The organism is Rhizobium sp. BK491, assembly GCF_014194925.1.
Classification (GTDB): Bacteria; Pseudomonadota; Alphaproteobacteria; order Rhizobiales; family Rhizobiaceae; genus Rhizobium.
On sequence record NZ_JACIAR010000012.1, the window covers coordinates 43,273 to 65,620 of the forward strand.

General features: G+C 61.4%; 20 protein-coding genes. 13 read left to right on the plus strand and 7 right to left on the minus strand.

Annotation, left to right across the window (positions count from 1 at the left end):
- The first annotated feature begins 37 nt into the window (after positions 1–37).
- Genes FHX05_RS27685 through FHX05_RS27705 form a run of 5 tightly spaced genes read left to right on the plus strand, consistent with a single transcriptional unit; the run spans position 38 to position 5,078 of the window.
- The gene (locus tag FHX05_RS27685; RefSeq protein ID WP_183875884.1) at positions 38–871 is read left to right on the plus strand and encodes a metallophosphoesterase; all 834 of its coding nucleotides are present in this window, start codon (positions 38–40) and stop codon (positions 869–871) included.
- Positions 868–2,031 (plus strand): ABC transporter ATP-binding protein, encoded by a 1,164-nt coding sequence (locus FHX05_RS27690; RefSeq protein WP_183875886.1) that lies wholly within the window; start codon positions 868–870, stop codon positions 2,029–2,031. Before FHX05_RS27685 ends, FHX05_RS27690 begins: the two co-directional genes overlap by 4 nt.
- Positions 2,024–2,947 (plus strand): sugar ABC transporter permease, encoded by a 924-nt coding sequence (locus FHX05_RS27695; RefSeq protein WP_183875888.1) that lies wholly within the window; start codon positions 2,024–2,026, stop codon positions 2,945–2,947. Before FHX05_RS27690 ends, FHX05_RS27695 begins: the two co-directional genes overlap by 8 nt.
- Positions 2,944–3,780 carry a carbohydrate ABC transporter permease gene (locus FHX05_RS27700; RefSeq protein WP_183875890.1) on the plus strand — a complete coding sequence of 279 codons (837 nt, stop codon included), beginning with the start codon at positions 2,944–2,946 and terminating at the stop codon, positions 3,778–3,780. The genes FHX05_RS27695 and FHX05_RS27700 overlap by 4 nt, the downstream gene beginning before the upstream one ends.
- Before the next feature lie 32 nt (positions 3,781–3,812).
- The gene (locus FHX05_RS27705; protein WP_112410098.1) at positions 3,813–5,078 is read left to right on the plus strand and encodes an ABC transporter substrate-binding protein; all 1,266 of its coding nucleotides are present in this window, start codon (positions 3,813–3,815) and stop codon (positions 5,076–5,078) included.
- A gap of 70 nt (positions 5,079–5,148) precedes the next feature.
- On the opposite strand, the gene FHX05_RS27710 is transcribed toward FHX05_RS27705, so the two are convergent.
- The gene (locus tag FHX05_RS27710) at positions 5,149–6,132 is read right to left on the minus strand and encodes a substrate-binding domain-containing protein (RefSeq protein ID WP_183716180.1); all 984 of its coding nucleotides are present in this window, start codon (positions 6,130–6,132) and stop codon (positions 5,149–5,151) included.
- Between the two features lie 251 nt (positions 6,133–6,383).
- On the opposite strand from FHX05_RS27710, the gene FHX05_RS27715 reads away from it, so the two are divergent.
- Positions 6,384–7,298, plus strand: a complete 915-nt coding sequence (locus tag FHX05_RS27715) for a 3-hydroxyacyl-CoA dehydrogenase (RefSeq protein WP_183875892.1) — start codon at positions 6,384–6,386, stop codon at positions 7,296–7,298.
- Between the two features lie 32 nt (positions 7,299–7,330).
- On the opposite strand, the gene FHX05_RS27720 is transcribed toward FHX05_RS27715, so the two are convergent.
- On the minus strand, positions 7,331–7,786 hold the full coding sequence (locus FHX05_RS27720; RefSeq protein ID WP_112335267.1) for a MarR family transcriptional regulator: 456 nt from the start codon (positions 7,784–7,786) through the stop codon (positions 7,331–7,333).
- Positions 7,787–7,860: 74 nt separating this feature from the next.
- Between FHX05_RS27720 and FHX05_RS27725 the strand changes: the two genes are divergently transcribed.
- Positions 7,861–9,021, plus strand: coding sequence for an NAD(P)/FAD-dependent oxidoreductase (locus FHX05_RS27725; RefSeq protein ID WP_183875894.1), 1,161 nt, complete (start codon positions 7,861–7,863; stop codon positions 9,019–9,021).
- Positions 9,022–9,090: 69 nt separating this feature from the next.
- On the opposite strand, the gene FHX05_RS27730 is transcribed toward FHX05_RS27725, so the two are convergent.
- Positions 9,091–10,677 (minus strand): aldehyde dehydrogenase (NADP(+)), encoded by a 1,587-nt coding sequence (locus FHX05_RS27730; protein WP_183875896.1) that lies wholly within the window; start codon positions 10,675–10,677, stop codon positions 9,091–9,093.
- A gap of 225 nt (positions 10,678–10,902) precedes the next feature.
- On the opposite strand from FHX05_RS27730, the gene FHX05_RS27735 reads away from it, so the two are divergent.
- On the plus strand, positions 10,903–12,417 hold the full coding sequence (locus FHX05_RS27735; RefSeq protein WP_183875898.1) for a mechanosensitive ion channel family protein: 1,515 nt from the start codon (positions 10,903–10,905) through the stop codon (positions 12,415–12,417).
- 42 nt (positions 12,418–12,459) lie between these two features.
- Here the strand turns inward: FHX05_RS27735 and FHX05_RS27740 are convergent, their stop codons facing one another.
- Entirely contained in the window at positions 12,460–13,989 is a 1,530-nt protein-coding gene (locus FHX05_RS27740) for a carboxypeptidase (protein WP_183875900.1), read from the minus strand.
- Between FHX05_RS27740 and FHX05_RS27745 the strand changes: the two genes are divergently transcribed.
- Complete coding sequence (locus FHX05_RS27745; RefSeq protein ID WP_183875902.1) at positions 13,988–14,167, plus strand: hypothetical protein; 180 nt, start codon at positions 13,988–13,990, stop codon at positions 14,165–14,167. The genes FHX05_RS27740 and FHX05_RS27745 overlap by 2 nt on opposite strands.
- On the opposite strand, the gene FHX05_RS27750 is transcribed toward FHX05_RS27745, so the two are convergent.
- Positions 14,157–14,861 carry an isochorismatase family protein gene (locus tag FHX05_RS27750; RefSeq protein WP_183875904.1) on the minus strand — a complete coding sequence of 235 codons (705 nt, stop codon included), beginning with the start codon at positions 14,859–14,861 and terminating at the stop codon, positions 14,157–14,159. The two genes, FHX05_RS27745 and FHX05_RS27750, sit on opposite strands and share 11 nt — an antisense overlap.
- A 128-nt stretch (positions 14,862–14,989) precedes the next feature.
- A complete protein-coding gene (locus tag FHX05_RS27755; RefSeq protein WP_183716193.1) occupies positions 14,990–15,469 on the minus strand; it encodes a MarR family transcriptional regulator in 480 nt (159 codons plus the stop codon).
- Between the two features lie 24 nt (positions 15,470–15,493).
- Here FHX05_RS27755 and FHX05_RS27760 point away from each other — a divergent pair, with 24 nt between their 5' ends.
- The 3 genes from FHX05_RS27760 to FHX05_RS27770 all read left to right on the plus strand — a co-directional run bounded on the left by FHX05_RS27760 (position 15,494) and on the right by FHX05_RS27770 (position 20,197).
- Complete coding sequence (locus tag FHX05_RS27760; RefSeq protein WP_281411898.1) at positions 15,494–16,408, plus strand: haloalkane dehalogenase; 915 nt, start codon at positions 15,494–15,496, stop codon at positions 16,406–16,408.
- Positions 16,409–16,554: 146 nt separating this feature from the next.
- The gene (locus tag FHX05_RS27765) at positions 16,555–17,445 is read left to right on the plus strand and encodes an amino acid ABC transporter substrate-binding protein (protein WP_183875908.1); all 891 of its coding nucleotides are present in this window, start codon (positions 16,555–16,557) and stop codon (positions 17,443–17,445) included.
- A gap of 190 nt (positions 17,446–17,635) precedes the next feature.
- On the plus strand, positions 17,636–20,197 hold the full coding sequence (locus FHX05_RS27770) for an FAD-dependent oxidoreductase (protein ID WP_112603025.1): 2,562 nt from the start codon (positions 17,636–17,638) through the stop codon (positions 20,195–20,197).
- 65 nt (positions 20,198–20,262) lie between these two features.
- Here the strand turns inward: FHX05_RS27770 and FHX05_RS27775 are convergent, their stop codons facing one another.
- Positions 20,263–21,126: an alpha/beta hydrolase gene (locus FHX05_RS27775; protein WP_183875910.1), complete on the minus strand. Its 864-nt coding sequence runs from the start codon at positions 21,124–21,126 to the stop codon at positions 20,263–20,265.
- Positions 21,127–21,365: 239 nt separating this feature from the next.
- Between FHX05_RS27775 and FHX05_RS27780 the strand changes: the two genes are divergently transcribed.
- Positions 21,366–22,142 carry a class I SAM-dependent methyltransferase gene (locus tag FHX05_RS27780; RefSeq protein ID WP_183875912.1) on the plus strand — a complete coding sequence of 259 codons (777 nt, stop codon included), beginning with the start codon at positions 21,366–21,368 and terminating at the stop codon, positions 22,140–22,142.
- Positions 22,143–22,348: the final 206 nt, after the last annotated feature.

The following is a 22,348-nucleotide window of genomic DNA, read 5'->3' on the forward strand; positions in this document are numbered from 1 at the left end:
GCGGGCGCACCCTTTCTGAAGACTGCGGAGAAGCGCCTTGAAGATCATCCAGATCACCGACACGCATTTGAGCCCCAACAAGCCGCATTTCAACGGCAATTGGGAGCCGCTGGCGAAATGGATCGAGGCAAGCGGCGCCGATCTCGTCGTTCACACTGGCGATCTCAGCGTCGATGGCGCCGACAAGGACGAAGATCTCCTCTTTTCCATGGACCTGATGCGACAGGTGTCGGTGCCGATGCTGATCGTGCCCGGCAACCACGATGTCGGCCACCTGCCCGGCTCCTATCAGCCCGTCAATCCCGAGCGGTTGGACCGCTGGCGCCGCCTCGTTGGCCCGGACTACTGGGCGAAGGACGTCGGCAACTGGCGCCTGATCGGCCTCAACAGCCTACTGATGGGCTTCGAGGACGCCGAGGAGCAGAAGCAGTTCGACTGGCTGCAGGAGAAGCTCGAAAACCGTGGCGAGCGCCGCATTGCCCTCTTTGCCCATAAGCCGCTCTTCGTCGATGCGCCGGATGAGGGCGATACCGGCTACTGGAGCGTTCGTCCGGTACAGCGCCGCAGGCTCTATGATCTGATCGCGGCCCATGACGTGGCTCTCTTCGGCAGCGGCCACCTGCACTGGACCTGGGAAGGCCGCTTCAACGATACCAACCTGGTCTGGGCACCGCCCGCAGCCTTTATCCTCGGCGAGATGGAGCGCGAAATGCCGGGCGAACGCCTGATCGGCGCAGCAATTCACGAACTTGGCGAGATGGTCTCGACCGAGCTCGTCGCGGTACCCGGCATGAGCGCCTACCTCCTCGATGACGTCGTCATGGAAGTCTATCCGCAGGCCGCCCCCAAGGCAAAGGAGCCGACCGAATGAGTGCGCTTTCGCTTCGCGGCATCGCCAAATCCTTCGGCGGCAACGCCATTCTCAAGGGCGTCGATCTCGATGTCCAGCCCGGTGAGTTCATTGCGCTCGTCGGCCCGTCCGGCTGCGGCAAGAGCACGCTGCTGCGCATCCTCGCCGGCCTCGATCATGCCGACAGCGGCGAAATCATGCTCGGCGGCAGCGACGTATCAGGCGTCGCGGCGGCAGACCGCAACATCGCCATGGTCTTCCAGTCCTACGCGCTCTATCCGCATCTGACGGCCTCGGAAAACATTGCCGTGCCGCTCGCCATGCGCCGCCTGTCGCGCGTCCAGCGCCTGCCCCTCATCGGCTCGCTGATCCCCGGTCAGCGCGCTGCCCGCTCCGGCATCATCCGCGACGTCCGCGAAATGGCCGTCTCGCTGAAGATCGATCACCTGCTCGACCGCAAGCCCGGGCAGATGTCCGGTGGCCAGCGTCAGCGCGTGGCGCTTGCCCGTGCCATGGTGCGCCGCCCTGCCATCTTCCTCATGGACGAGCCGCTTTCCAATCTCGATGCCAATCTGCGTGTCCATGCCCGTGGCGAAATCGTCGATCTGCATCGCCGCGCCGGCGTGCCGACTGTCTACGTGACGCATGATCAGGCCGAGGCACTGTCGATGGCCGACCGCGTCGCCGTCATGATCGGCGGTCAGCTGCTGCAGCTTGCCTCTCCCCAGACGATCTATGACGACCCGGCCCATGTTGAAGTGGCCCGCTTCGTCGGTCAGCCGCGCATCAACCTTTTGCCGGCGCTCGCCGAAAACGGCATCGTTGCCTTCGGTGGCATCCGGCTTGCGCTGGAAGACGGCAGTGTTACCGGCAAGAACGTGACCCTCGGCATCCGTCCGGAATTCGTGAGCCTCACGCAAAACCGCCAGGATGCGCTCGCCGCCCATATCGAGCGAATGGAGTTCCTCGGCTCCGAAGTCATCCTCTATGCCAAGCTCGACGCTATCGGCGAGAGCATGGTCGTCAAGCTCGCCCCGGCAGAAGTCGCGGGCCTGTCCATCGGCATGCCGGTTGCGCTGACGCTTGCAGCCGAACAGGCGATGGTCTTCGCCGAAGACGGCCGCCGCCTGCGCGCGAGCCCGACGAGCGTCGACGCCACGCGGGAGAAGGCGCATGGCTAGTATTGCCGCCACATCCCTGCCGATGCAGGCGGCCGCAGCCCGCGAGCGAAAGGAGGCCCGCACGGCCCTGCTCTTCGCCCTGCCCGCCATCATCCTGATCGTGCTGTTCATCCTGGTGCCGATCGTCGCCGTCGTCGTGCTCGGCTTCACGGATTTCCAGCTCGGCGACAAGAGCCTGCGCTTCGTCGCCTTCGAAAACTACGCGCATCTGCTGCGTGACCGCGCCTTCGTAAAGTCGCTCTGGAACACTGCGACCTATACTGCAATCGTCGCGCCCGTCTCGATCGCGCTCGGCCTCGGCGTCGCGCTGCTGATCGAAAGCGAAGGTATCGGCCGCAGCTTCTTCCGCACTGCCTACTTCCTGCCCGTCGCTTCGCTGATCGTCGCGATGGCGACCGTCTGGCAGTATCTCTTCCATCCGACGATCGGCCCGATCAACGCCCTACTTGGCGAGATCGGCGTGCACGGTCCGAACTGGCTCGGCTCGTCGGCAACAGCGCTCTATAGCCTGTCGATCATCGGCGTCTGGCAATCGGTCGGCTTCAACATGGTGCTGTTTCTCGCCGGCCTTACCGCCATTCCGCGAGAACTCTACGCGGCGGCCGAAGTCGACGGCGCGAAATCGGCATGGGACCGCTTCTGGCTCGTCACCTGGCCAATGCTCGGGCCGACGACGCTCTTCGTGACCACGATCAGCATCATCAATGCGGTGAAGGTGTTCGACACGGTGAAGGCCCTGACCGACGGCGGCCCGAACCATGCGTCCGAGGTGCTGCTTTTCACCATCTATCAGGAAGGCTTCGTCTATCTCCGGGTCGGCTATGCCTCGGCGATGACGACGGTGTTCCTCGCCATCCTCGTGGTGCTGACCTTCCTGCAATATCGCGTCCAAGACCGGCAGGTGCATTACACATGACCTCGACAGGCTTCACTCCCGGCCGCATCCTGCGCCTCTCCCTGCTGATCCTGGGCTCGCTCATCTTCCTCGCGCCCTACATCTTCATGATCTCGACCGCCGGCAAGGCGCAGGACGACATCTTTACCTCGGCGCTGAAGCTGATTCCGACGCATTTCTATTACGTCGAGAACATCGCCAAAGCGCTGAGCAAGGTTTCCATGGGCACGCTGCTCTTCAATGGCGTCCTCGTCTGCGGCCTGATCTTCTTCTTCCAGGTACTGATCGCCATCCCCTGCGCCTATGCCATGGCCAAGCTGAAATTCCCGGCGGCGCGCATGATGATGGTGCTGGTCATGCTCGGCCTGCTGGTCCCGATCCATGCGACCGCGCTGCCGCTCTATGTCGGCTTCAACAGCCTATCGCTCCTGAACAGCTATACGGCTCTCGTCGCACCCTTCTCGATCTCGGTCTTCGCGATCTTCATGTTCCTGCAGTTCTTCCGTTCGATGCCCGACGATCTGATCCATGCCGCCCGCCTCGACGGCATGTCGGAAATCGGCATCGTCGCCCGTGTCATCGTGCCGAATGCCTGGCCGGCAGTCACCGCCTTTGCGATCTTCTCGGTCGTCGCGCACTGGAACGACCTCTACTGGCCGCTGATCGTCATCACCAAGCAGGAATATTTCACGCCGCCGCTGGGTCTCATGTATTTCCGCGCCGCCGAAGCCGGGGACGACTACGGCGCACTCATGGCGGCAACCCTGATCATCACCCTTCCCCTCGTCGCGGCGTTCCTTCTGGCACAGAAGCGCTTCGTCGAGGGCATCACCATGACCGGTCTCAAAGGCTGACCGGTTCGAAATTCGACAACGGAGAACGAGCGATGAAGCATATCACCCAGATTCTCGCCGCTGCGGCCATTTCTATGGTCGTGACGGTCCCGGCCTATGCCGAAACCACCCTGACGGTTCATTATCCCATGCCGGGTTTCTTCAAGAACGTGATGGACACGATCTCGAAGAAGTTCATGGAAGAAAATCCCGACATCAAGATTCAGTTCGCCGCTCCCTCGGCCACCTATGAGGAAGGCATCCAGACCATCCTGCGTCAGGCCGGCACCAGCGAAATGCCGGATGTCACCTTCATCGGCCTCAACCGCCTGCGCATGATCGACGAGCGCAACGTCGCCGTCGACCTCGGCCCCCTCGTCAAGAAGGAGGGCAATATGGCCGAGAAAGGCTTCTCGGACACGATCCTGAAGCTCGCCCAGGTCAAGGGCAAGCAGGTCGGCCTCGCCTTCGCGACGTCCAACCCGATCATGTACTACAATGCCGACCTAGTGAAGGCTGCCGGCGGCAACCCGGACAACCCGCCGAAGACCTGGGACGAGGTCATTACGCTTGCCGGCAAGATCAAGGCGCTCGGCAACGGCGTCGATGGCATGGACTTCCGCTGGCAGGGCGACGACTGGATGTTCTCCGCCCTCCTCTTCGGCGCCGGCGGCAAGATGCTGAACGACGACGAAAGCAAGGTTGCCTTCAACGGTCCCGAGGGCCAGAAGGCCGTCGAACTGATCCAGCGCTTCGTCAAGGAAGGCGGCATGCCGGTCTTCACCAAGGCTGCCGGCGAACAGGCCTTCGCTGCCGGCAAGGTCGGCTTCGAATTCCAGACCACGGGTGCTCTCGTCAACACCATCAAGAATGTCGGTACCAAGTTCGACCTGCGCACCGCCAAGCTGCCGCTGATCGACCCGGTCAATGGCCGTCTGCCGACGGGCGGTAATGCCGTCGTCATCCTGACCCATGATCCGGTCAAGGAAGAAGCAGCCTGGAAGTTCGCCAAGTTCGCCGCCGGCCCTTACGGCGCCTCGGTCGTCGTTCCCGGCACCGGCTATGTTCCGAACAACGAACTTGCCGCCAAGTCTGCCGAATATCTCGGCGACTTCTACAAGAAGAACCCGCTGTTCCAGGCCGGTCTCAGCCAGATGTCGATCATGGTTCCCTGGTATGCCTTCCCAGGCGCCAACGGCGTCAAGGTCACTCAGACCATCGTCGACAACCTCTCGCGCATCGTCGATGGCTCAGCCGCTCCAAAGGAAGCGCTCGAGGACGCCGCTTCCGACGTCGAAGGCCTGCTGCCGCGCAGCTGATCATTCGAACCGGCTGCACAACCTGCGCCGCCTCCCAACAAGAGGCGGCGTTTCCATTCCCAGGCAAGGGTCAGGATTGTATGGTGAGATCGCGCACTGTGCCACCCGCACGCATCCGATAGGGCACAGTCAGATGACGCGGGGGCGCGGCATTTTCCGCCATATCCAGCAGCAGCGAGGCGGCAGCGGCCCCCATGGTTCCATCCGGAATTTCCACCGTCGTCAGAGACACTTCACCCAGAAAACCGAGGGAAATCCCGTCGAAGCCGGCGACCGAAATATCGCGCGGAATCGAAAGACCCTGACGCCGAAGCGCGCCCATGACGCCGAGCGCCAGAAGATCGTTGGAAGCAATGATCGCCGTCGGGTCGAACCGCGAAATCGCATCGGAAAGATCGAGCTGTTCCAGGCTGTTTACGAAGGAAATTTCGAGCGCATCGAGGGGCTGTTGCCCCGCCGCTTCCATGGCCCTGATATAGCCGAGATAGCGCAGCTTCGCCCGATCCGACGCGGAGAAGTGGCCTGATATGAACAGGATGCGGCGATGACCCTTGCCTAGGAGGTGATCGGTCAGATCCCGGCCCGCGCCGAAATTATCGGTCGCGACCGCGGCGGTAAAGCGGGCGGTCGGCAGGTTACCGAGCAATACGGTCGGCGGCAGGGCGGAGGATAGAACAAGACTGCGCTCGGGATCGCAGAGCGTCAGGATCAACCCAGTCGGCTGCTGCTGGAGCAGCGAGGCGACGGCATCGACCTCCTGCGCCGGATCGTAGTTCGATTGCGCGATCAGCACGCTATGCCCCGCGTGAAGAGCTCGGTTCTGGATGCTGGAAAGCGAAGCCGCGAAAACCGGATTGGTGATGCTCGGAATGAGCACGCCGATCGCCGGTCGGCCGGTGCCGGTACGCCCACCTGTCCGATAGCCAAGCTCCGCCGCCGCCCGGCGCACGCGCCGCACCATCTCGTCGCTGACCGGACCGCTGCGATTCATCACGCGGCTGGCAGTCGCGACGGAACAGCCGGCGCGGAAGGCGATCTGCTGGAGCGTCGACATGATATCAATCACCTCCGGCTTCGGTTTCAGCCCTGGACTGGCGTAGTCTTATGGGAATGTGGGGGATTTATATCAGGCCGATGACACTTATTTGACAGCCCTCCCCGCACCCCGCGACATTCCGGCCCTTGATCTTTGCTGCAGCGCAGCAGATGCTCGTTCCGATCGCAGCGGCGAATGATGCTGTCATCAATCGATGCCATGATTGCCGCGCTATGATCCGCAGATCCGCCCCTCGAAAGGATGCTCTCATGTCAGAAGCACGGACGCCTGCCACCACCACCGACAAGACCGAAAGACTGTTTTTCCTCGATATCAACGACGGACGAATCCTCTCCTCCGCCATCGACGGCACCGATCTCAAGCTCATCGTCCAGCGGGCGGGCCGCAGCCCCGACGGCATTCTCGTCGACAGCGAGAACGGCTGGATCTACTGGACCGAGATGGGCAACGACTACAACGCCCATGACGGCTCCATCGAACGCATGGACCTCGACGGCGGCAACCACATCACGCTGATCCCGCCGGGCAGCACGCTCGTCACGCCGAAGCAAATCCAGCTCGACCGCGACAACGGCAAGCTCTATTGGTGCGACCGCGAAGGCATGCGCGTCATGCGCGCCAATATCGATGGTAGCGACATCGAAACTCTGGTGCAGAACGGCGACAGCCCGGGAGACAGCACCGATATCGCACGCTGGTGTGTCGGCATCGCCCTCGACCTGCCGCTCGGCCAGATCTACTGGACCCAGAAAGGGCCGCCGGATGCCGGCCTCGGCCGCATCTTCCGCGCCGGCATCAACATCCCCGCCGGCGAAACCGCGACGAACCGCAGCGACATCGAGACACTGCTGGACAAGCTGCCGGAACCGATCGACCTCGAACTGGACCTCGCCACCCGCACCATCTACTGGACGGACCGCGGTAATCTTCCGCGTGGAAATACCGTCAACCGCGCCCAGATGGATGATCTCGCCGGCACATCTGAAGTCGTTCTCGAAGGCCTCGACGAAGGCATCGGCCTCTCGCTCGATCTACCCAACAACCGCATGTTCTTCACCGACATCGGCGGCAATCTCTATTCCGCCAGCCTCGATGGTTCGGGCGAGCGCGAACTTCTTCATCATGCCGGCTCGTTCACGGGCATCGTCTACGCCGAAATCTGAATGTTGATCATCGTAGGCGCAGATCAGCGCGCCTACGACCCATCCTCCTCGGCCACCATCCGATCCAGATTCTGGTTCAGCCGGCGCATGAGCTGAACCAGCGTCTGAACTTCATCAGCGCTGAAGCCAGAAAGAACCCGGTCTCGCCCCTCTTCCAGCGCCTGGCGCGCTGCCGGGAGTTTCGCGACTGCTGCCTCGGTCAACGACACGAGGCTGCTGCGGCCATCGGCTGGATCGGGCGTGCGCCGGATCAGACCATCCCGCTCCATGCGCGCCAGCATCTGAGCCATCGACGGCTGCTCGATCTTGGCGAATTTCGCCAAATCCTTCTGCGACATCTGCGCGCCATTCCGGAGCAAATACAGCACCGGCAGCTGGCCGATATTGAAGCCCAAAGCCCTCACCCGACGTTCGCCAAGACGTGAAAACGCTCGCGACGCCATGTTGATGAGCGGCGCCGGTGTGTCGAACAAATCCCAATCCATCATGTCTTCACCACTTGAATAGGTGCCTATGTTAATTTATATAGGTACCTATGTACAAAATTATGAGGACCCTGTCCATGACATCCTATCCCCGCATCGCCATCATCGGCGCAGGCCCCGGCGGTCTGACCCTGGCCCGCATCCTCTATCAGGCAGGTGTGCCGGCCATCGTCTTCGAACGCGAGGAACATGCACTTTCCCGGCCACAAGGTGGCACGCTCGACCTGCATGTGGAATCCGGCCAGCTCGCACTGCGCCGCGCCGGCCTCTACCGCGAATTCCTGGCGATCGCCCGCTATGAGGATCAAGGAAGCCGGCTCTATGACAAGCGTGGCGCGCTGCTCTTTGCCGATGACGACGCTGATGAATCCGATAGGCCCGAGGTCGACCGCACCGCGCTCAGGCAAACGCTGCTCGCCTCTTTGCCATCAGAAGTCATCCGCTGGAACCACGGCCTGCGCGAAGTCCGCCCGCGCGACGATGGCACCTATGATCTGGTCTTCGAAAACGGAACGGTTGGTCCCTTCGACCTCGTCGTCGGCGCCGACGGCAGCTGGTCCAAGGTCAGGCCGCTGGTCTCCTCGTACCGCCCGCAATATAGCGGTATCACCTTCATTGAATTCGGCATCGACGACGTCGACGCTAGCCACCCGGACCTCGCAGCCCTTGTCGGCCGCGGCAAGATCGGCGTCGAGGCCGATGGAAAAAGCCTGATCGTCCAGCGCAACGGCAACGCCCATCTCAGAGGCTACGCGATCTTCCGTGTGCCGGCCGACTGGGCAGACAGGACCTTCGACTTTGCAGCGCCGGCAAAAGCCCGCGCGCGGCTGATGGCCGAGTTCGAAGGCTGGACACCGGAGATACTGCGCCTCATCGAAGCCAGCAACGACCATATCGTCTCTCGACCGATCTACGCATTGCCGGTCGGCCACCACTGGCAGAACCGCATCGGCATCACGCTGCTCGGCGATGCCGCGCATGTGATGTCGCCCTTCGGCGGCGAAGGTGTGAATATGGCGATGCTGGATGCAGCGGAACTCAGCCGCCAGCTTCTTGAGCAGGCGGACTGGAAACTTGCCGTCCAAGCCTATGAAGCAGAGATGTTCGAGCGCGTCATCGAGCCGGCAGAACAGGCCGCCGAGGCCGTGGCGACGGAACTTTCCCACCTCGGAGCCGAGCTATCGCTTCAGCACTACAAGGCCCATCTCGAGGCCCGTCAGAAAAATACGGCAGCGTAGCCGCACTCAAAGAAAAGCGGGCCAACCTGACCCGCTCCAAAGAATATCATCTATCCCGTCGGGGGCGGCTCAGCTGCCCTTGCGCACGCCATCCAGCAGATGCGGCAGCGCCCTGACGCCCTCATTACGCAATTCAGCCGGCAGCAAGCCTTCCGGCAGATCCTGATAGGAGACCGGACGCAGGAAGCGGCGAATGGCGAGCGTGCCGACCGAGGTTGTGCGGCTGTCCGAGGTCGCCGGGAAAGGCCCGCCATGCACCATGGCATGGGAGACTTCAACGCCGGTCGGCCAGCCATTGGCGAGAATGCGCCCGGCCTTGCGTTCCAGCACCGGCACCAACTTGGCGGCCGTGGCATAATCTTCCGCTTCGATCTGCAGGGTCGCGGTCAACTGGCCCTCGAGCTTTTCCGCAACGGCAATCATCTGGTCGACGTCCTTGCATCGCACGAGCAGGCTTGCCGCGCCGAAGACTTCATGGCCCAAACGCTCGTCTGCCAGGAATTCCGCCGCTTCCGTTTCGAAGAAGATGCCCGGGCTCCGGTTGACGCCTTCGGCCGGAGCGCCATGAGCGACGGTCTTGACAGACTCATGTTCCGCCAATGCGGCAACACCCTTGTCGAAGGCGGCGTGAATGCCGGGCGTCAGCATCGGCGCCGGCGCGCGGCCGCTCAGCGCATCGCTGGCCGCCTGAACGAAGCGGTCGAGATCCGGGCTTTCGATCGCGAAAAGCAGGCCCGGATTGGTGCAGAACTGGCCGGCACCGAGCGTCAGGGAATCGATGAAGCCAGTCCCGATCGCCTCAGCGCGTGCTGCGAGAGCGGCGGGGAACAGGAAAACTGGGTTGACGCTGCTCATCTCGGCATAGACCGGGATCGGCTCAGGCCGGGCCGCGGCAATGGCGCCAAGCGCCAGGCCGCCGCCGCGCGAGCCGGTGAAGCCGACGGCCTTGATGCGGGGATCGCGCACCAGCGCGGCACCGGTCTCGTTGGCACCGGTCAGCAGCGAGAATGTGCCCTCCGGTAGGCCGCATTGGCCGACGGCGGCGCGGATGGCGCGGCCGACAAGCTCGCCCGTGCCGGGATGGGCAAGGTGGCCCTTGACGACGACCGGGCAGCCGGCGGCGAGTGCCGAAGCCGTATCACCGCCGCCAACCGAGAAGGCGAGCGGGAAATTGCTAGCGCCGAAGACGGCGACCGGGCCGAGCGGGATCTGGCGCAGGCGCAGATCCGGCCGCGGCAGCGGCTTGCGCTCCGGCAGTGCCGGATCGACGCGCAGATCGAGCCACTCGCCGGCGCGGACCACCTGCGCAAAGAGCCGCAGCTGGCCAACGGTGCGGGCGCGCTCGCCCTGCAGGCGCGCCACCGGCAGGCCGGTCTCCTCCGTCGCGCGCTCGATCAGGGCATCGCCAATCTCCATGATGTTGTCGGCAATCTTTTCGAGAAATGCTGCGCGCTGCTCCGGGCTGGTCGCACGGTAGACGTCGAACGCCTGAGCGGCCAACTCGCAGGCTTTAGCGACATCGCTCTCGCCGGCGACCGCAAAGGCCGGCTCCAGATTTGCGCCGGTTGCCGGGTTGATGGCACGCACGGTTCTGTTGCCGCCGGTAGAATCTGAGCCGATCAACAGATCGCCGCGAATCTCGAAAGACTGTGTCATAGGTATTCCTCAAGGATGTCGGAGCGCTAGGGCGTTGCGCTGCGAGAGCAGATAGCAGGATGGGATGACAGATATAAGATGATAATCGTCATCTAATTATCAAGGTGCATGTCCTGAGATCAAGGCGGCAACGTCAATTAATCATACTTTTTCTGCATATGGCGCTGCGGCCTCTTTCATGCCAATTTAGCGCCCATCCGAAAGACCGAGTGCGACCGAGTCCCCATGTCCATTGCGCTTCTTGGCGATCCGATCGTCCAGTTCTTCATTCTGGTTGTCGTCGGCACATTCGTCAGCCGCGTCATGCTGCGTCATCAGCGGGCCGGCCGTCTGATCGGTCAGATGGCCTTCTTCGTCTGCCTGACCGCACTTTTATTCTATCACGGCATCGTCCCCTATGAGCCGAGCCCGTCGCAGGAATCGGTGACGCTGCGCACCTTCACGGGCTTTGCCAAGATCGTCTGGTGGGTCAACGGCGCCTGGGTGTTGATCGCCTGCGTGCGGCTGTTCCTGATTTTCGAGCGCAAGCCCCGCGAGGGCCGGCTGCTGCAGGATCTGATCGTCGGCGTCATCTATCTCGGCGCCATTCTCTCCATCGTCGGTAATGTCTTCAGCGTCCCGATCGGTACACTGATCGCAACATCGGGCGTCTTCGCCATCATTCTCGGCCTTGCCTTGCAGAGCACTTTGAGCGACGTCTTCTCCGGCATCGCTCTCAATCTCGGCCGCCCCTACTCCGTCGGCGACTGGATCGTCCTCGAAAATGACGTCCAGGGTCGCGTCGTCGAAACCAATTGGCGCGCCACGCAATTGCTGAGCGGCACCAACGATCTGATCGTCATTCCGAACAGTATCCTTGCCAAGACGCGGCTGACCAATCTTTCCTCGCCTGACGAAAGCCACGGCGCAACCGTCACCGTACGCATTCAGCCCACCGCCCTGCCACGCATCATCGCGGATGTGATGCAAAACGTCTTGATCAGCTGCAACTCGATCCAAAAGAACCCGGAACCCAGTGTCGCCATCACTTCCATCGATGGGCAGGCGATCGAACTGCAGCTGTCCTTTCGAGTACGCGATATGTCGCTGACACAAGCCGCAAAGAACGAGATCTATGATCTGCTAGTTCGTCACACCAAGGCGGCAGGCTTGAAACTCGCCGATCCGCCCGGCACGATCATGCTTCCGATGCAGCAAAAGCCTGAGACAGCCGACGAGAAGCAACATGCGCCCGGAACGCCCTGGCGGCTTGTCAGCAATATCCCTCTGTTCTCTTCGCTGACCGAGGATGAAAAGGAGCATCTGGCATCGCATATGCAGCGGCGGACCTATCGCAAGGATGCCGTCATCGCCGAACAGGATGCCCGCATGCGGGCGCTCACGATCGTCCGCTCGGGCGTCGTCAGCATCACCCGCCGCGAAGGGCATCGCCAGATCGAGCTGACGCGCCTTGCGCCAGGCGATTATTTCGGCGAGAACGGGCTGCTGATGGGATCCGGTGAAGTCGGCACGGTTCGCGCCCTTACCTTCGTCGTCACCTATGAAATCGGCGAGGAATGTCTGGCGCCGCTGCTGCACGACCGGCCGACCCTTGCCGAAGAGCTCGGTGCCATGCTGGCAAAACGCATTGAGGCGGAGCACCATCTCTTCGCCAATGCCGATATGCTCGGTCATGGCGCTCATGTGACCTCGCTAAGCTCGCGCATCAAGCATCTCTTTCAGCTGCAGCAGCACGATTAAGCCGCATCCGCTTTCTCGGGATGCCCTTGCGCGAGGCGGCGGTCAATTCGATTGCGTTGCCGGCACTGCCTTGCCCTGCCCGGCGTAAAACGCCCTGGCATCCATCGTGAACTGCTCGCGCGACGCCGGCCGTGTGTAGAACATGTGACCGCCGCGATAAAGCTTCATCGCCACTCGGTCAGCAAAGGCGGACGGCATATGGTCGAGCACATATTTGTTCACGCCGAAGGGGATGACGAGATCGCTGTAACCCTGCCCGATCATCACGCGGAAGGATGACGAGAGCGATAGCAGCTCCTTGAGATCGTCGCCAACACCGGCGGTCCCGCGCGAGCCGCCGTTGTGCCCGCCCCATTTCCATTCCCGGTTCACGGACGACGACAGCAGCGTGTAGGTCATGTCGGTATGAAAGCCCAGCTCGTCACGGGCATAGCCTGAAAAGGCGCCGCCATAGGCGCGAACAAAGCCATCCAGAATCGGGTCGCCGCCATGCTCGGCCTCCGACTGCGGATAGGGGTCCGGCGCGAGGAACGACGCGTCATAAGCACTCGCCACGTCCGCGCCGCCGCCATCGGAATGCTTCCGATAGACTGCGCCGAGAAAACCTTGGTTCTTGGCAACGACATCCTGCGGTATGCCCGTCAGCTTCGCGATGCGTCCGTAGAAGGCTTGGCCGGAATCTCCTGATGGCGGCCGTCTGGCAAGAGTTGGCAAATAGTCGTTGAAGGCGAAGGTTTCGGCATCCTGGACTGCTTTCTCGCTGAAGGCGTTTAGACGCTCCAGTTCGGCCGCCGCCAGTGACGGCAGCTGCAAGGCTGCGCCAAGCGCATCCTCACCGTCCCCGAAGACGAACCGGCCCTCCAGCAGCGGCGACAGCATGACGATGCCGGAAATCAGAATGCCCTGATCCTCGCGCAGGCTGTTGGCAATCTTGACCGAACGAAACCCGCCATAGCTTTCTCCGAGAAGGTACTTCGGCGACGACGCCCGGCTGTTATGGGCGATGTAGAGGGCGATCACCTTGGCGAGGCTTTCGGCATCGCTGTCGACACTATAGAAATCATTCTGATCATCGGGCTTGGCAGCGCGGCTCCAGCCGGTACCGATCGGATCGATCAGCACGAGATCGGTGAATTCGAGCCAGCTTTGCGGATTGTCGATCAACTTGGCATTGGCGCCGTCACGGCCGTCTGCGCCGAAATCGACGATGCGCGGACCGACGAGCCCGAGATTGAGGAAGGCCGAAGCAGCACCCGGCCCGCCATTGAACACGAAGGTCACGGGCCGGTTCGCATCCCGGTTCTTGGCGACATAGGCCGTGTAGAAGATCGCGGCGCTGCGCTGGCCATCCTGGCCGAAAAGATCGAGCGTACCCGCTGTCGCCGTATAGGGAATGGTCTTGCCATCCGTAGTCAGCACATGGTCGCTCACGGCATCGGGCGACAGGAGCGAGAGCACGCCGCTCGCACCGGCAGGCGCGCCATGACCCTGCTCGGGCGGAGCGGCGGATGCCGTTGCCGATAGCAGCGAAAGGGCCAGGGCCAGGCCAGGAACCATCTGGCGAAAAGACATGAAACGCATCCTCCAAAGGGATCATCGCATAGCTGTCGTTGCCGGCGATACTATGTCACAGACGACAAGCGCCGAAACTCAAGAGATGTTGATCGACGGATTGCCGGTCATGGCACTTCTAGAGAGTGGCGCGCTTGAGAGCGTGCTAGCCGGCGGGCTGCAGCAAATCAGAACTTGATCCTGTCGATGCTGGTCAGTGTCGTCTTCTGCGAAACGCCGGGCGCATTGACCATGTGCCAGGCCACATATTGCTCACCGTAAGGCTCTGTCGATGACATGCCGTCGACGGGCAGGACAATGTTCATGCCGTTTAACGCAGCATCCGTCGCCGTATCGAGCACCGCGCCCTCCGAGGCCGTGCCTGTCACGATGATGGTCTTGATGCCCTTGTCCGAGAGAATACTGCGCAGATTGGTGCCGATGAATTTGTCCGGCCCGGATTTGACGATCGGCTCGCTCGCCAGGGGCGCCAGCGCCGTTGCGATATCCTGCGGCTCGCCAACCCCGGCCAGGCTGAAGACGACGAGCATCTCCTTGGCGCGCGCCTGATCGAGTAGGATTTTCACCTTGGGGACGGACGCCAGGCAACGGGGCTTGGTCTTCACGTTGCACGGTCCCTTGGTCGGGTCCTGCGCGCCGTTGAAATCGAGGACCAGCAGTGCCGTCGTCTTTGGATCGACGGTAACGGTCTTCAGCTCCGGCGCCGCCGGCGGCTTTACCTTCTGCCAATCATCGATGATCGTCTGCGCTGCTGCCGGCGAAGGCAGAGCGAGGCCAAAGGTCCCAGAAAGAACCGAAAAGCCGAAGCCGAAAGCGAGGCCCGATTTCCGCCTCGCTCCATTTGTCTTCCTGATCAGGCTCCTCTCTTGCATCGGCACATCCCCTTCGCTTGACGGTCGTGGAGGAGAGATAGGCCATAAACCAGAACGGAGTAACGAAACTCTTCGTGATAGCGCTCCAAAGTGTGCGGCCGCATATCTCAGGCAGATCACCCAAACTCCTATGTCGCCGCCTCGTCCATCGGCTCTGCGGAATCCCGGTCGCCGCGGAGCTTGCCGAGCACCTCCTGCAAAGCCTGCTTCAACGCATTAATCTCCTCAGAACCGGCGATATCGGACCAGCGCTGATCCACAAGGCGACCGGTTGCCGCTGCTATTGGCCGCACGCCTCTGCCACGCTCGGTCAGAAACACAAGTCTTGCACGTCGATCATCAGGGTCCGGTCGGCGCTCGACATAACCCAGGCGCTCCAACTCCTCTACTGCCTGCGTCATCGTCTGCTTGCGGACATGGGAAAGCCGAGTGAGCTCACTCACCTGAATTCCTTCCGGACGCATGAAGGTAAACACATTGGCGTGCGGTGGTCGGATATCGCCATAACCGGCCTCTTCCAGCGCGGCTTCGACATCCTGTGTCCAATGTTGATGCACGAGCCGCAGCAGCAGGCCCAGGGACGGGCGAGTGGGAACACAATCTTTCATGATATAGACAGGCACCTGACTATTATGTTAAATAGACAGGTACCTTACCATTTTCTTTCACGAGAGGATACCCACATGCCCTCCCTCAATGTGCTGGACTCGACGATCTTCTACGAGGATGCCGGAACGGGAACACCCTTCGTCTTCCTGCATGGCAATCCGACCTCATCCTACCTATGGAGGCATATCAGCCCGGCCCTTGCCGTGCGTGCCCGCTGCCTGGCTCCTGACCTCATTGGCATGGGCCAGTCCGGCAAACCTGATATCGCCTATTCATTTGACGACCATGCACGCTATCTTGAAGCTTGGTTCGACAAACTCGCGCTCGATGATGTCGTATTGATCGGCCATGATTGGGGCGGCGCACTCGCATTCGACTGGGCCGCCCGCCATCCGGAACGCGTGCGCGGCATCGCCTTCATGGAAACGATCATCAGACCTTTGACCTGGAACGACCTGCCGAATGCACGGGCTCGCTATGAACTGCTGCGCTCATCGGGCACAGGCGAAGCGAAGGTTCTGGACGAAAATTTCTTCATCGAGCAGGCACTGAAAGCCACGGTGCTAAATGGATTGAGCGCCGAGGATCATGCCGTCTATCGCGCGTCCTACCCGACGCGCGAAAGCCGCCGTGCGCTGCTTGCCTGGCCGCGCGCGATGCCGATCGAAGGCGAACCCGCTGATGTCGTCGCGCGCATCGAAGCCTATGATGCCTGGCTTGCCCGCAGCGAAGATATCCCGAAACTGCTGCTGACTTTCGATGGTCCGGCGGAGACACTGCTGGTCGGCGAAAGGATGATAGACTGGTGCCGCGAGAATATTGCCGGATTGGAGATCGAAAATTGCGGACCGGCAAGGCACATCGCGCCGGAAGATCAGCCCCAAGCGATTGCGGCCGCCATCTCCAGCTGGGCCGCTAGTCATAGTCTGTCTCGCTGAAAAGCCGATCTTCGCGACAGGAAAGGCCGCCACCTCTGCTCGACGGCAGGCGATCAAGGACAATCCATCGTTGACAAAAAACCGTCAGGCCATAATCTGCGCCTAAGCCTTTGCGATTGCCCAATTTTCTTTTGGAGATCAGGATCATGCCGGCACATTGCATGAGACGACTGGTTCTGGCAGGCATTATCCTCGGCATATCCGCCTACACGGCAACGGCCGCGCAAACGCTGGATCTCATCGCCCAAAAGGGCACGATCCGGATCGGCTATATCAGCGACGAGGAACCATTCTCCTTCAAGAAGAAGGACGGCAACCCAACGGGATATGTCATCGACCTCTGCGGCAAGATTGCCGATGCTGTCGGGACCAAGGTCGCCAATCTCAAGCGTGACTATGTCGAAACGACGCTCGCCGATGGTTTCGATGCGGTGAAGAGCGGTCAGGTCGATCTTCTCTGCGGCGCCATCACCATCAATCTCGGACGGCGTCAGAGCGTCGACTTCTCGCAGCCGATCTTCATCACCGGTGCCAGCGCCCTGCTGCGCAAGGATTCGCCCGAGTATCTCATGGCTTTGTTCCTGGACAAGCGGCTGGCGCAAGTCTCCGCCAAGCCCGCCCCCGCAACGAGCACGATCGGCGTTCGCGCCGACACGACGACGGGCGCGACCCTGCGCGAGGCGCTAGGTTCCGACGTGCCGAAGACGCGGATCGCCGATTTCGCCACGCATCAGGACGGCTTGGCCGCGCTCGAAAACCATAAGATCGACGCCTATTTCGCCGATCGCGCCCTGCTCTTCGATCTCGCTTCCCATGCCCATAGTCCGTCCACGCTCGCGATCGGCAACCGTCTCTTCACGCATGAGCCCTATGGCATAGCCCTCCGGCAGGATGACTCCGCCTTCCGCCTGCTCGTCGATCAGACGCTGACCGAGACCTACCAGTCGGACGATTTCGCGAAGTTGCTGACGACCTATTTCGGCCAGGAAGGCCCGATCCTGCGACGCGAGATCATGATGCAGTCGATCCCGCAATAAGCGCATTCAGGAGATGCCGTCGCCTTTGCGACATCTCCGATCAGCATATGTCACCGACAAACCCAGCCATTTCCTGATAGGACAGCGTGATGGTCGTCGTGCAAGCATCTTGAATATGTCGTAGACAGGCTCTGGTCGCCGCCGCACACATCATAAAATCCGTTTTCAGTATCAATCAGGGTCGCACGCAATGGCAGTATTTCCTCAAAAGGCGAAGGTCGTCATCATCGGGCTTGGCGGTATCGTCGGCGCATCGATCGCTCATCATCTGATCGAGCGCGGCTGGGACGATATTGTCGGCATCGACAAATCAGGCATCCCGACGGATATCGGCTCGACGGCCCATGCCTCCGACTTCTGCTACACGACCAGCCACGATTTCCTCTCCTGCTGGACGACCCTCTACTCCATCGATTTCTACGACAAGCTCGGCCACTATGCCCGCGTCGGCGGCCTCGAAGTCGCCCGCGTCGGCGATGACGACCGCATGGCCGAAATCAAGCGCAAGGTGACCTCGGGCAAGGCCTTTGGCACGCGCGTGAGCTTGATCGACCCCGCCGAGATCAAGGAAAAATTCCCGCTGATCGAGGAAAGCATGGTTCAGGGCGGGATGTGGGACCCGGATGCCGGCCTCGTCATTCCCCGCTCTCAGACCGTTGCCGGCAAGCTGATCGACCAGGGCGAAAAGAGCGGCAAGCTGCAGTCCTTCGCCAATACGCCGGCCCAGTCCCTGATCGTGAAAGACGGCCGCATCAGCGGCGTCGTCACCCATCGCGGCACGATCGAAGCCGAATATGTCATCGTCTGCGCCGGCCTCTGGGGCCGCCTGATCGCCGAAATGGTCGGCGAGGACCTGCCGGTCATGCCGGTGGACCACCCGCTGACCTTCTTCGGCCCCTATAATGAGTTTGCCAACACCGGCAAGGAAATCGGCTTCCCGCTGATGCGCGACCAGGGCAATTCCGCCTATATGCGCGACACCGGCGACCCGAAGACCGCCGAAGGCGGCCAGATCGAATGGGGTTACTACGAAGAGAAGAACCCGCGCCTCTGCCATCCCCGCGATCTCCTTGAAAAGCATGAGGCCCGCCTTTCGCCTTCACAGCGCGATCTCGACATGGAACAGATCATCGAGCCGCTCGAACGCGCCATGGAACTGACGCCGATCCTCGGCGAACTCGGCTACAATGAAGGCCATTCCTTCAACGGTCTGTTGCAAGTCACGACTGATGGCGGCCCGTCCGTCGGCGAAAGCCAGAAGGTCCGCGGTCTCTGGTATTGCGTCGCCATCTGGGTGAAGGACGGCCCCGGCTTCGGCAAGCTCGTTGCCGACTGGATGACCGACGGCCGCACGCCGATCGACCACAACAGGATCGATTATTCCCGCTTCTACCCGCATATGCTGGAAGAAAAATTCATCGAAGGCCGCTGCACGGAGGCTGCGCAGAAGATCTACAATCCCGCAGTCCACCCGCGCGAGCCCTATGCCACCGGCCGCAACATCCGCCGCTCGCCCTTCTATGAACGAGAAAAAGAGCTCGGCGGCTACTTCATGGAGCTCGGCGGCTGGGAGCGTGCTCATGGCTATGCCGCCAACGAGCACCTGCTCGAAAAATACGGCGATCGCATCCCGGTGCGCGAAAACGAATGGGACAACCGCCATTTCTGGCGCGTCTCCAATGCCGAGCACTTGGCACTAAGCGAAGACTGCGGCATCATCAACCTCTCGCATTTCGCCATGTACGACATCGAAGGCCCCGATCATGTCGAACTGCTGGAATGGCTTTGCGCGGCCAAGATCGGTGGCGACGCCAATATCGGCAAGGGCATCTACACCCACTTCCTCGACGACGAGGGCATGGTGCGCGCCGACTTCACTGTCATCCGCATGGCCGACCGCTGCCGTCTGATCGACGGCGCCGATGCCGGCCCGCGCGATTTCCACTACATGCGCCGTGTTGCCCAGGATAAGGGCTTCAACGTCACCATCACCGATGTCACCGAACGCTATGTCACGATCGGCATCTGGGGACCGAATGCTCGCACCAACCTGCAGAAGGTGGTCGAAAGCCCGGAAAACCTCACGCACGAAAACTTCCCCTTCGCCGCGATCAAGCAGATCCGCATCGCCGGCAAGAACGTCACCGCATTCCGCATTTCCTATGTCGGCGAACAGGGCTGGGAACTGCACATGGCCTATGGCGACGCGCTGGCCGTCTGGGATGCGCTGCGCTCGACCGGCGCGATCGCCGTCGGCGTCGAGACCTATGCCAACAGCCGCCGTATGGAAAAGAGCCTGCGCCTGCAGAATGCCGACCTGCTGACGGAATATAACCTCCTCGAAGCCGATCTCGCCCGCCCGAAGGTCAAGGACGCCGATTTCCGCGGCAAGGCGAAGCACCTCGAATATCGCGCCCGCGAGCATCAGCCGGCCATGCTCTGCACGCTCGTCGTGACCGATAACATCGACTCCAACGGCGTTGCCCGCTACCCCGTTGGCATCCTGCCGGTCATGGATCCCGAAACCGGCGAAACCCTCGTCGATGAGCTCGGCCGCCGCTCCTTCACCACCTCGATCGCCTATGGCCCGACCATCGGCAAGAATATCGCACTCGCCTACCTCCCCTGGTCCTATGCCCAGGAAGGCCGCAAACTGAAGGTCGAATATTTCGGCGAAACTTATCCGGTCGAAGTTGCCGGCGTCGGCTACAAGCCGCTCTATGACGCCGAGAACCTGAAGCCGAGAAGCTGATCTCTAACGAACCGGAAAGCGAGGTCATGCCTGGCTTTCCGGTTGTCTCTCGGGCCGGTCGTCTGTCAGGCTGTATGATCGATGATGGCCTGCACGATCTCGCCAATGTCGCGCTCGTGGATTTCGTGCCCTCCACCTTCGACCCGGTGCAGCCGCACGTCTCGGACGACCTTGGTAAAGGCCTCCCCGTGTTCTATGGGAAACAGCGGATCGGCTGTGCCGTGGATCGCAAGGACCGGCAGCTTGATATCGGAGGCCTGAAGCCTTGCAGGCCTTTCCTCGCTCACGAGCGTGAAATGGTTTGTAGCACTGGCAAATGACGGCGCCCGTGCCATGTCGCGGGCGATCAGGTCCCTTGCAGCGTCGGGATCGTGCGGATGCCGGGTGCCGGCAAGCATGGCCGTCTCGCGGCGCAGGAAACCGGCAATGGCTTCGAGGTTCGACCAATCGATTGCTTCGGCCGACCCGGAATGCTCCTGATAGGCCTCCGTCGAAGAAGGCAAGCCCTCGACGCCGAGCGGTGATGTGTTGATCAGCGTAAGCGTCCGCACGCGCCGAGGATGGCGCAACGCGACTTCTTGCGCAACGGCGCCGCCCATCGACATGCCCGCCACATGCGCCGTTTCCAATCCGTAGCCGTCGAGAATGGTGATGGCATCGTCGGCCAGATCGGTGAACGAATACCGGGGTTCGCCTTGCGGATAATGTGTCGAGAGGCCGGTATCGCGCTGGTCGTACCGGATCACATAGCGCTGGCGAGTGGCAAGTGCCTCGCAGAACCTGTCCGGCCACCACAGCATCGAAGCCATCATTCCCATGATCAATATGATGGGCGGGCTGGAGGGGTCACCGAAAGCCTGGGTCTGCAGCTTCGCTCCCTTGACCTCGATTGACGTCTCGGTGGCGGCGAATGATCTCGTTCGTTCCATGACAAAATCCATCCGATTGCAAATTGCAACTGGAATCCATATTGCATGACTGATCTTATTATGCAATCAGTTTATGAGAGAGCTGCAAAACCGGGTATCGACTTCCGTCAGAGCAACTCCAGAAGAGCGTCCAGCGGTTTTCTAGCCGGAATTGTGTAGGAACAATGGGTTGGAGCTGTTCGGAGATCTTGCGAGAGCTGAGCACAATAGCGATTGAGGCGAGATAAGGGGGGCCTGTAGTGCTGCAATGTGCTGATTTTTACGACGCCGAACTGTCACGGCATAACCGGCATTTGCGAGCCGCAGCCAGCGTCCGGACGCATGACCGGGTACTCGATATCGGCTGCGGCGCCGGGCAAACCACCCGGCAAGCCGCTCTCGCCGCAACACAAGGCAGCGCGGTCGGCGTGGACACTTCCGCCGAGATGCTTGAGATTGCGCGCCAGCGTAGCGCTGAAGCAGGATTACGCAACGTCAGCTTCGAGCTGGGCGACGCGCAAACCTACGCCTTTCCAGCTGCCGGCTTCGACCTATGCATCAGCCGGTTCGGCGTCATGTTCTTCGCCGATCCGCCGGTAGCATTCGCCAATATCGCCCATGCAATCCGCCCGGCTGGACGCATCGCCTGGATGGTATGGCAAAGCCAGGAGCGCAACGAATGGTCTGGCGCAATCCGGGATGCGCTGGCTCCAGGAAGCGCAATTCCAGGAAGTGCCGGCAAGGCGTTTTCACTCGGCGATCCAGCCATAGCCACGAAGCTATTGAGCACCGCCGGCTTCACCTCGATCGACTTTATCGAAGTGGAAGAACCGGTATTTTATGGAGCCAATGTCGATGCCGCTCTTGATGCCCTTGCCGGCCTCTATATGGTCAAGGACGCGCTCATGCACACCGATGAGGCGCCCGACCAGCCACTTCTGCGGCTGCGTGATTTACTGGAAGCGCATATGACCTCCGGTGGTGTGCTCTTCGACTCCCGCGCATGGATCATTACCGCTGATCGAGCCGGCGGCTGAGTGGCTCCCACCCCTCTCCGCGAATGCACTACGGCGCAGATCTACGAACGCCCGCTTTTAGGTTCTCGCCCGAGATTTTGACATGAGTTTTGCGTCAGTCGGTAGGGAAGTGTAAGCGGCGTGCCGGTCGCACCTTGTCAGTGGATTTTAGATTTGATGGCGAGGTGGTAGCGCAGCCTTGAAGGGCACGGGAACTTTGTGCCCTT

Coding starts and splice junctions, on each gene's coding strand:
- FHX05_RS27690 (WP_183875886.1), top strand. CDS start 868: ATGAGTGCGCTTTCGCTTCGCGGCATCGCCAAATCCTTCGGCGGCAAC.
- FHX05_RS27695 (WP_183875888.1), top strand. CDS start 2,024: ATGGCTAGTATTGCCGCCACATCCCTGCCGATGCAGGCGGCCGCAGCC.
- FHX05_RS27700 (WP_183875890.1), top strand. CDS start 2,944: ATGACCTCGACAGGCTTCACTCCCGGCCGCATCCTGCGCCTCTCCCTG.
- FHX05_RS27705 (WP_112410098.1), top strand. CDS start 3,813: ATGAAGCATATCACCCAGATTCTCGCCGCTGCGGCCATTTCTATGGTC.
- FHX05_RS27710 (WP_183716180.1), bottom strand. CDS start 6,132: ATGTCGACGCTCCAGCAGATCGCCTTCCGCGCCGGCTGTTCCGTCGCG.
- FHX05_RS27715 (WP_183875892.1), top strand. CDS start 6,384: ATGTCAGAAGCACGGACGCCTGCCACCACCACCGACAAGACCGAAAGA.
- FHX05_RS27720 (WP_112335267.1), bottom strand. CDS start 7,786: ATGATGGATTGGGATTTGTTCGACACACCGGCGCCGCTCATCAACATG.
- FHX05_RS27725 (WP_183875894.1), top strand. CDS start 7,861: ATGACATCCTATCCCCGCATCGCCATCATCGGCGCAGGCCCCGGCGGT.
- FHX05_RS27730 (WP_183875896.1), bottom strand. CDS start 10,677: ATGACACAGTCTTTCGAGATTCGCGGCGATCTGTTGATCGGCTCAGAT.
- FHX05_RS27735 (WP_183875898.1), top strand. CDS start 10,903: ATGTCCATTGCGCTTCTTGGCGATCCGATCGTCCAGTTCTTCATTCTG.
- FHX05_RS27745 (WP_183875902.1), top strand. CDS start 13,988: ATGAAACGCATCCTCCAAAGGGATCATCGCATAGCTGTCGTTGCCGGC.
- FHX05_RS27740 (WP_183875900.1), bottom strand. CDS start 13,989: ATGTCTTTTCGCCAGATGGTTCCTGGCCTGGCCCTGGCCCTTTCGCTG.
- FHX05_RS27750 (WP_183875904.1), bottom strand. CDS start 14,861: ATGCAAGAGAGGAGCCTGATCAGGAAGACAAATGGAGCGAGGCGGAAA.
- FHX05_RS27755 (WP_183716193.1), bottom strand. CDS start 15,469: ATGAAAGATTGTGTTCCCACTCGCCCGTCCCTGGGCCTGCTGCTGCGG.
- FHX05_RS27760 (WP_281411898.1), top strand. CDS start 15,494: ATGTTAAATAGACAGGTACCTTACCATTTTCTTTCACGAGAGGATACC.
- FHX05_RS27765 (WP_183875908.1), top strand. CDS start 16,555: ATGCCGGCACATTGCATGAGACGACTGGTTCTGGCAGGCATTATCCTC.
- FHX05_RS27770 (WP_112603025.1), top strand. CDS start 17,636: ATGGCAGTATTTCCTCAAAAGGCGAAGGTCGTCATCATCGGGCTTGGC.
- FHX05_RS27775 (WP_183875910.1), bottom strand. CDS start 21,126: ATGGAACGAACGAGATCATTCGCCGCCACCGAGACGTCAATCGAGGTC.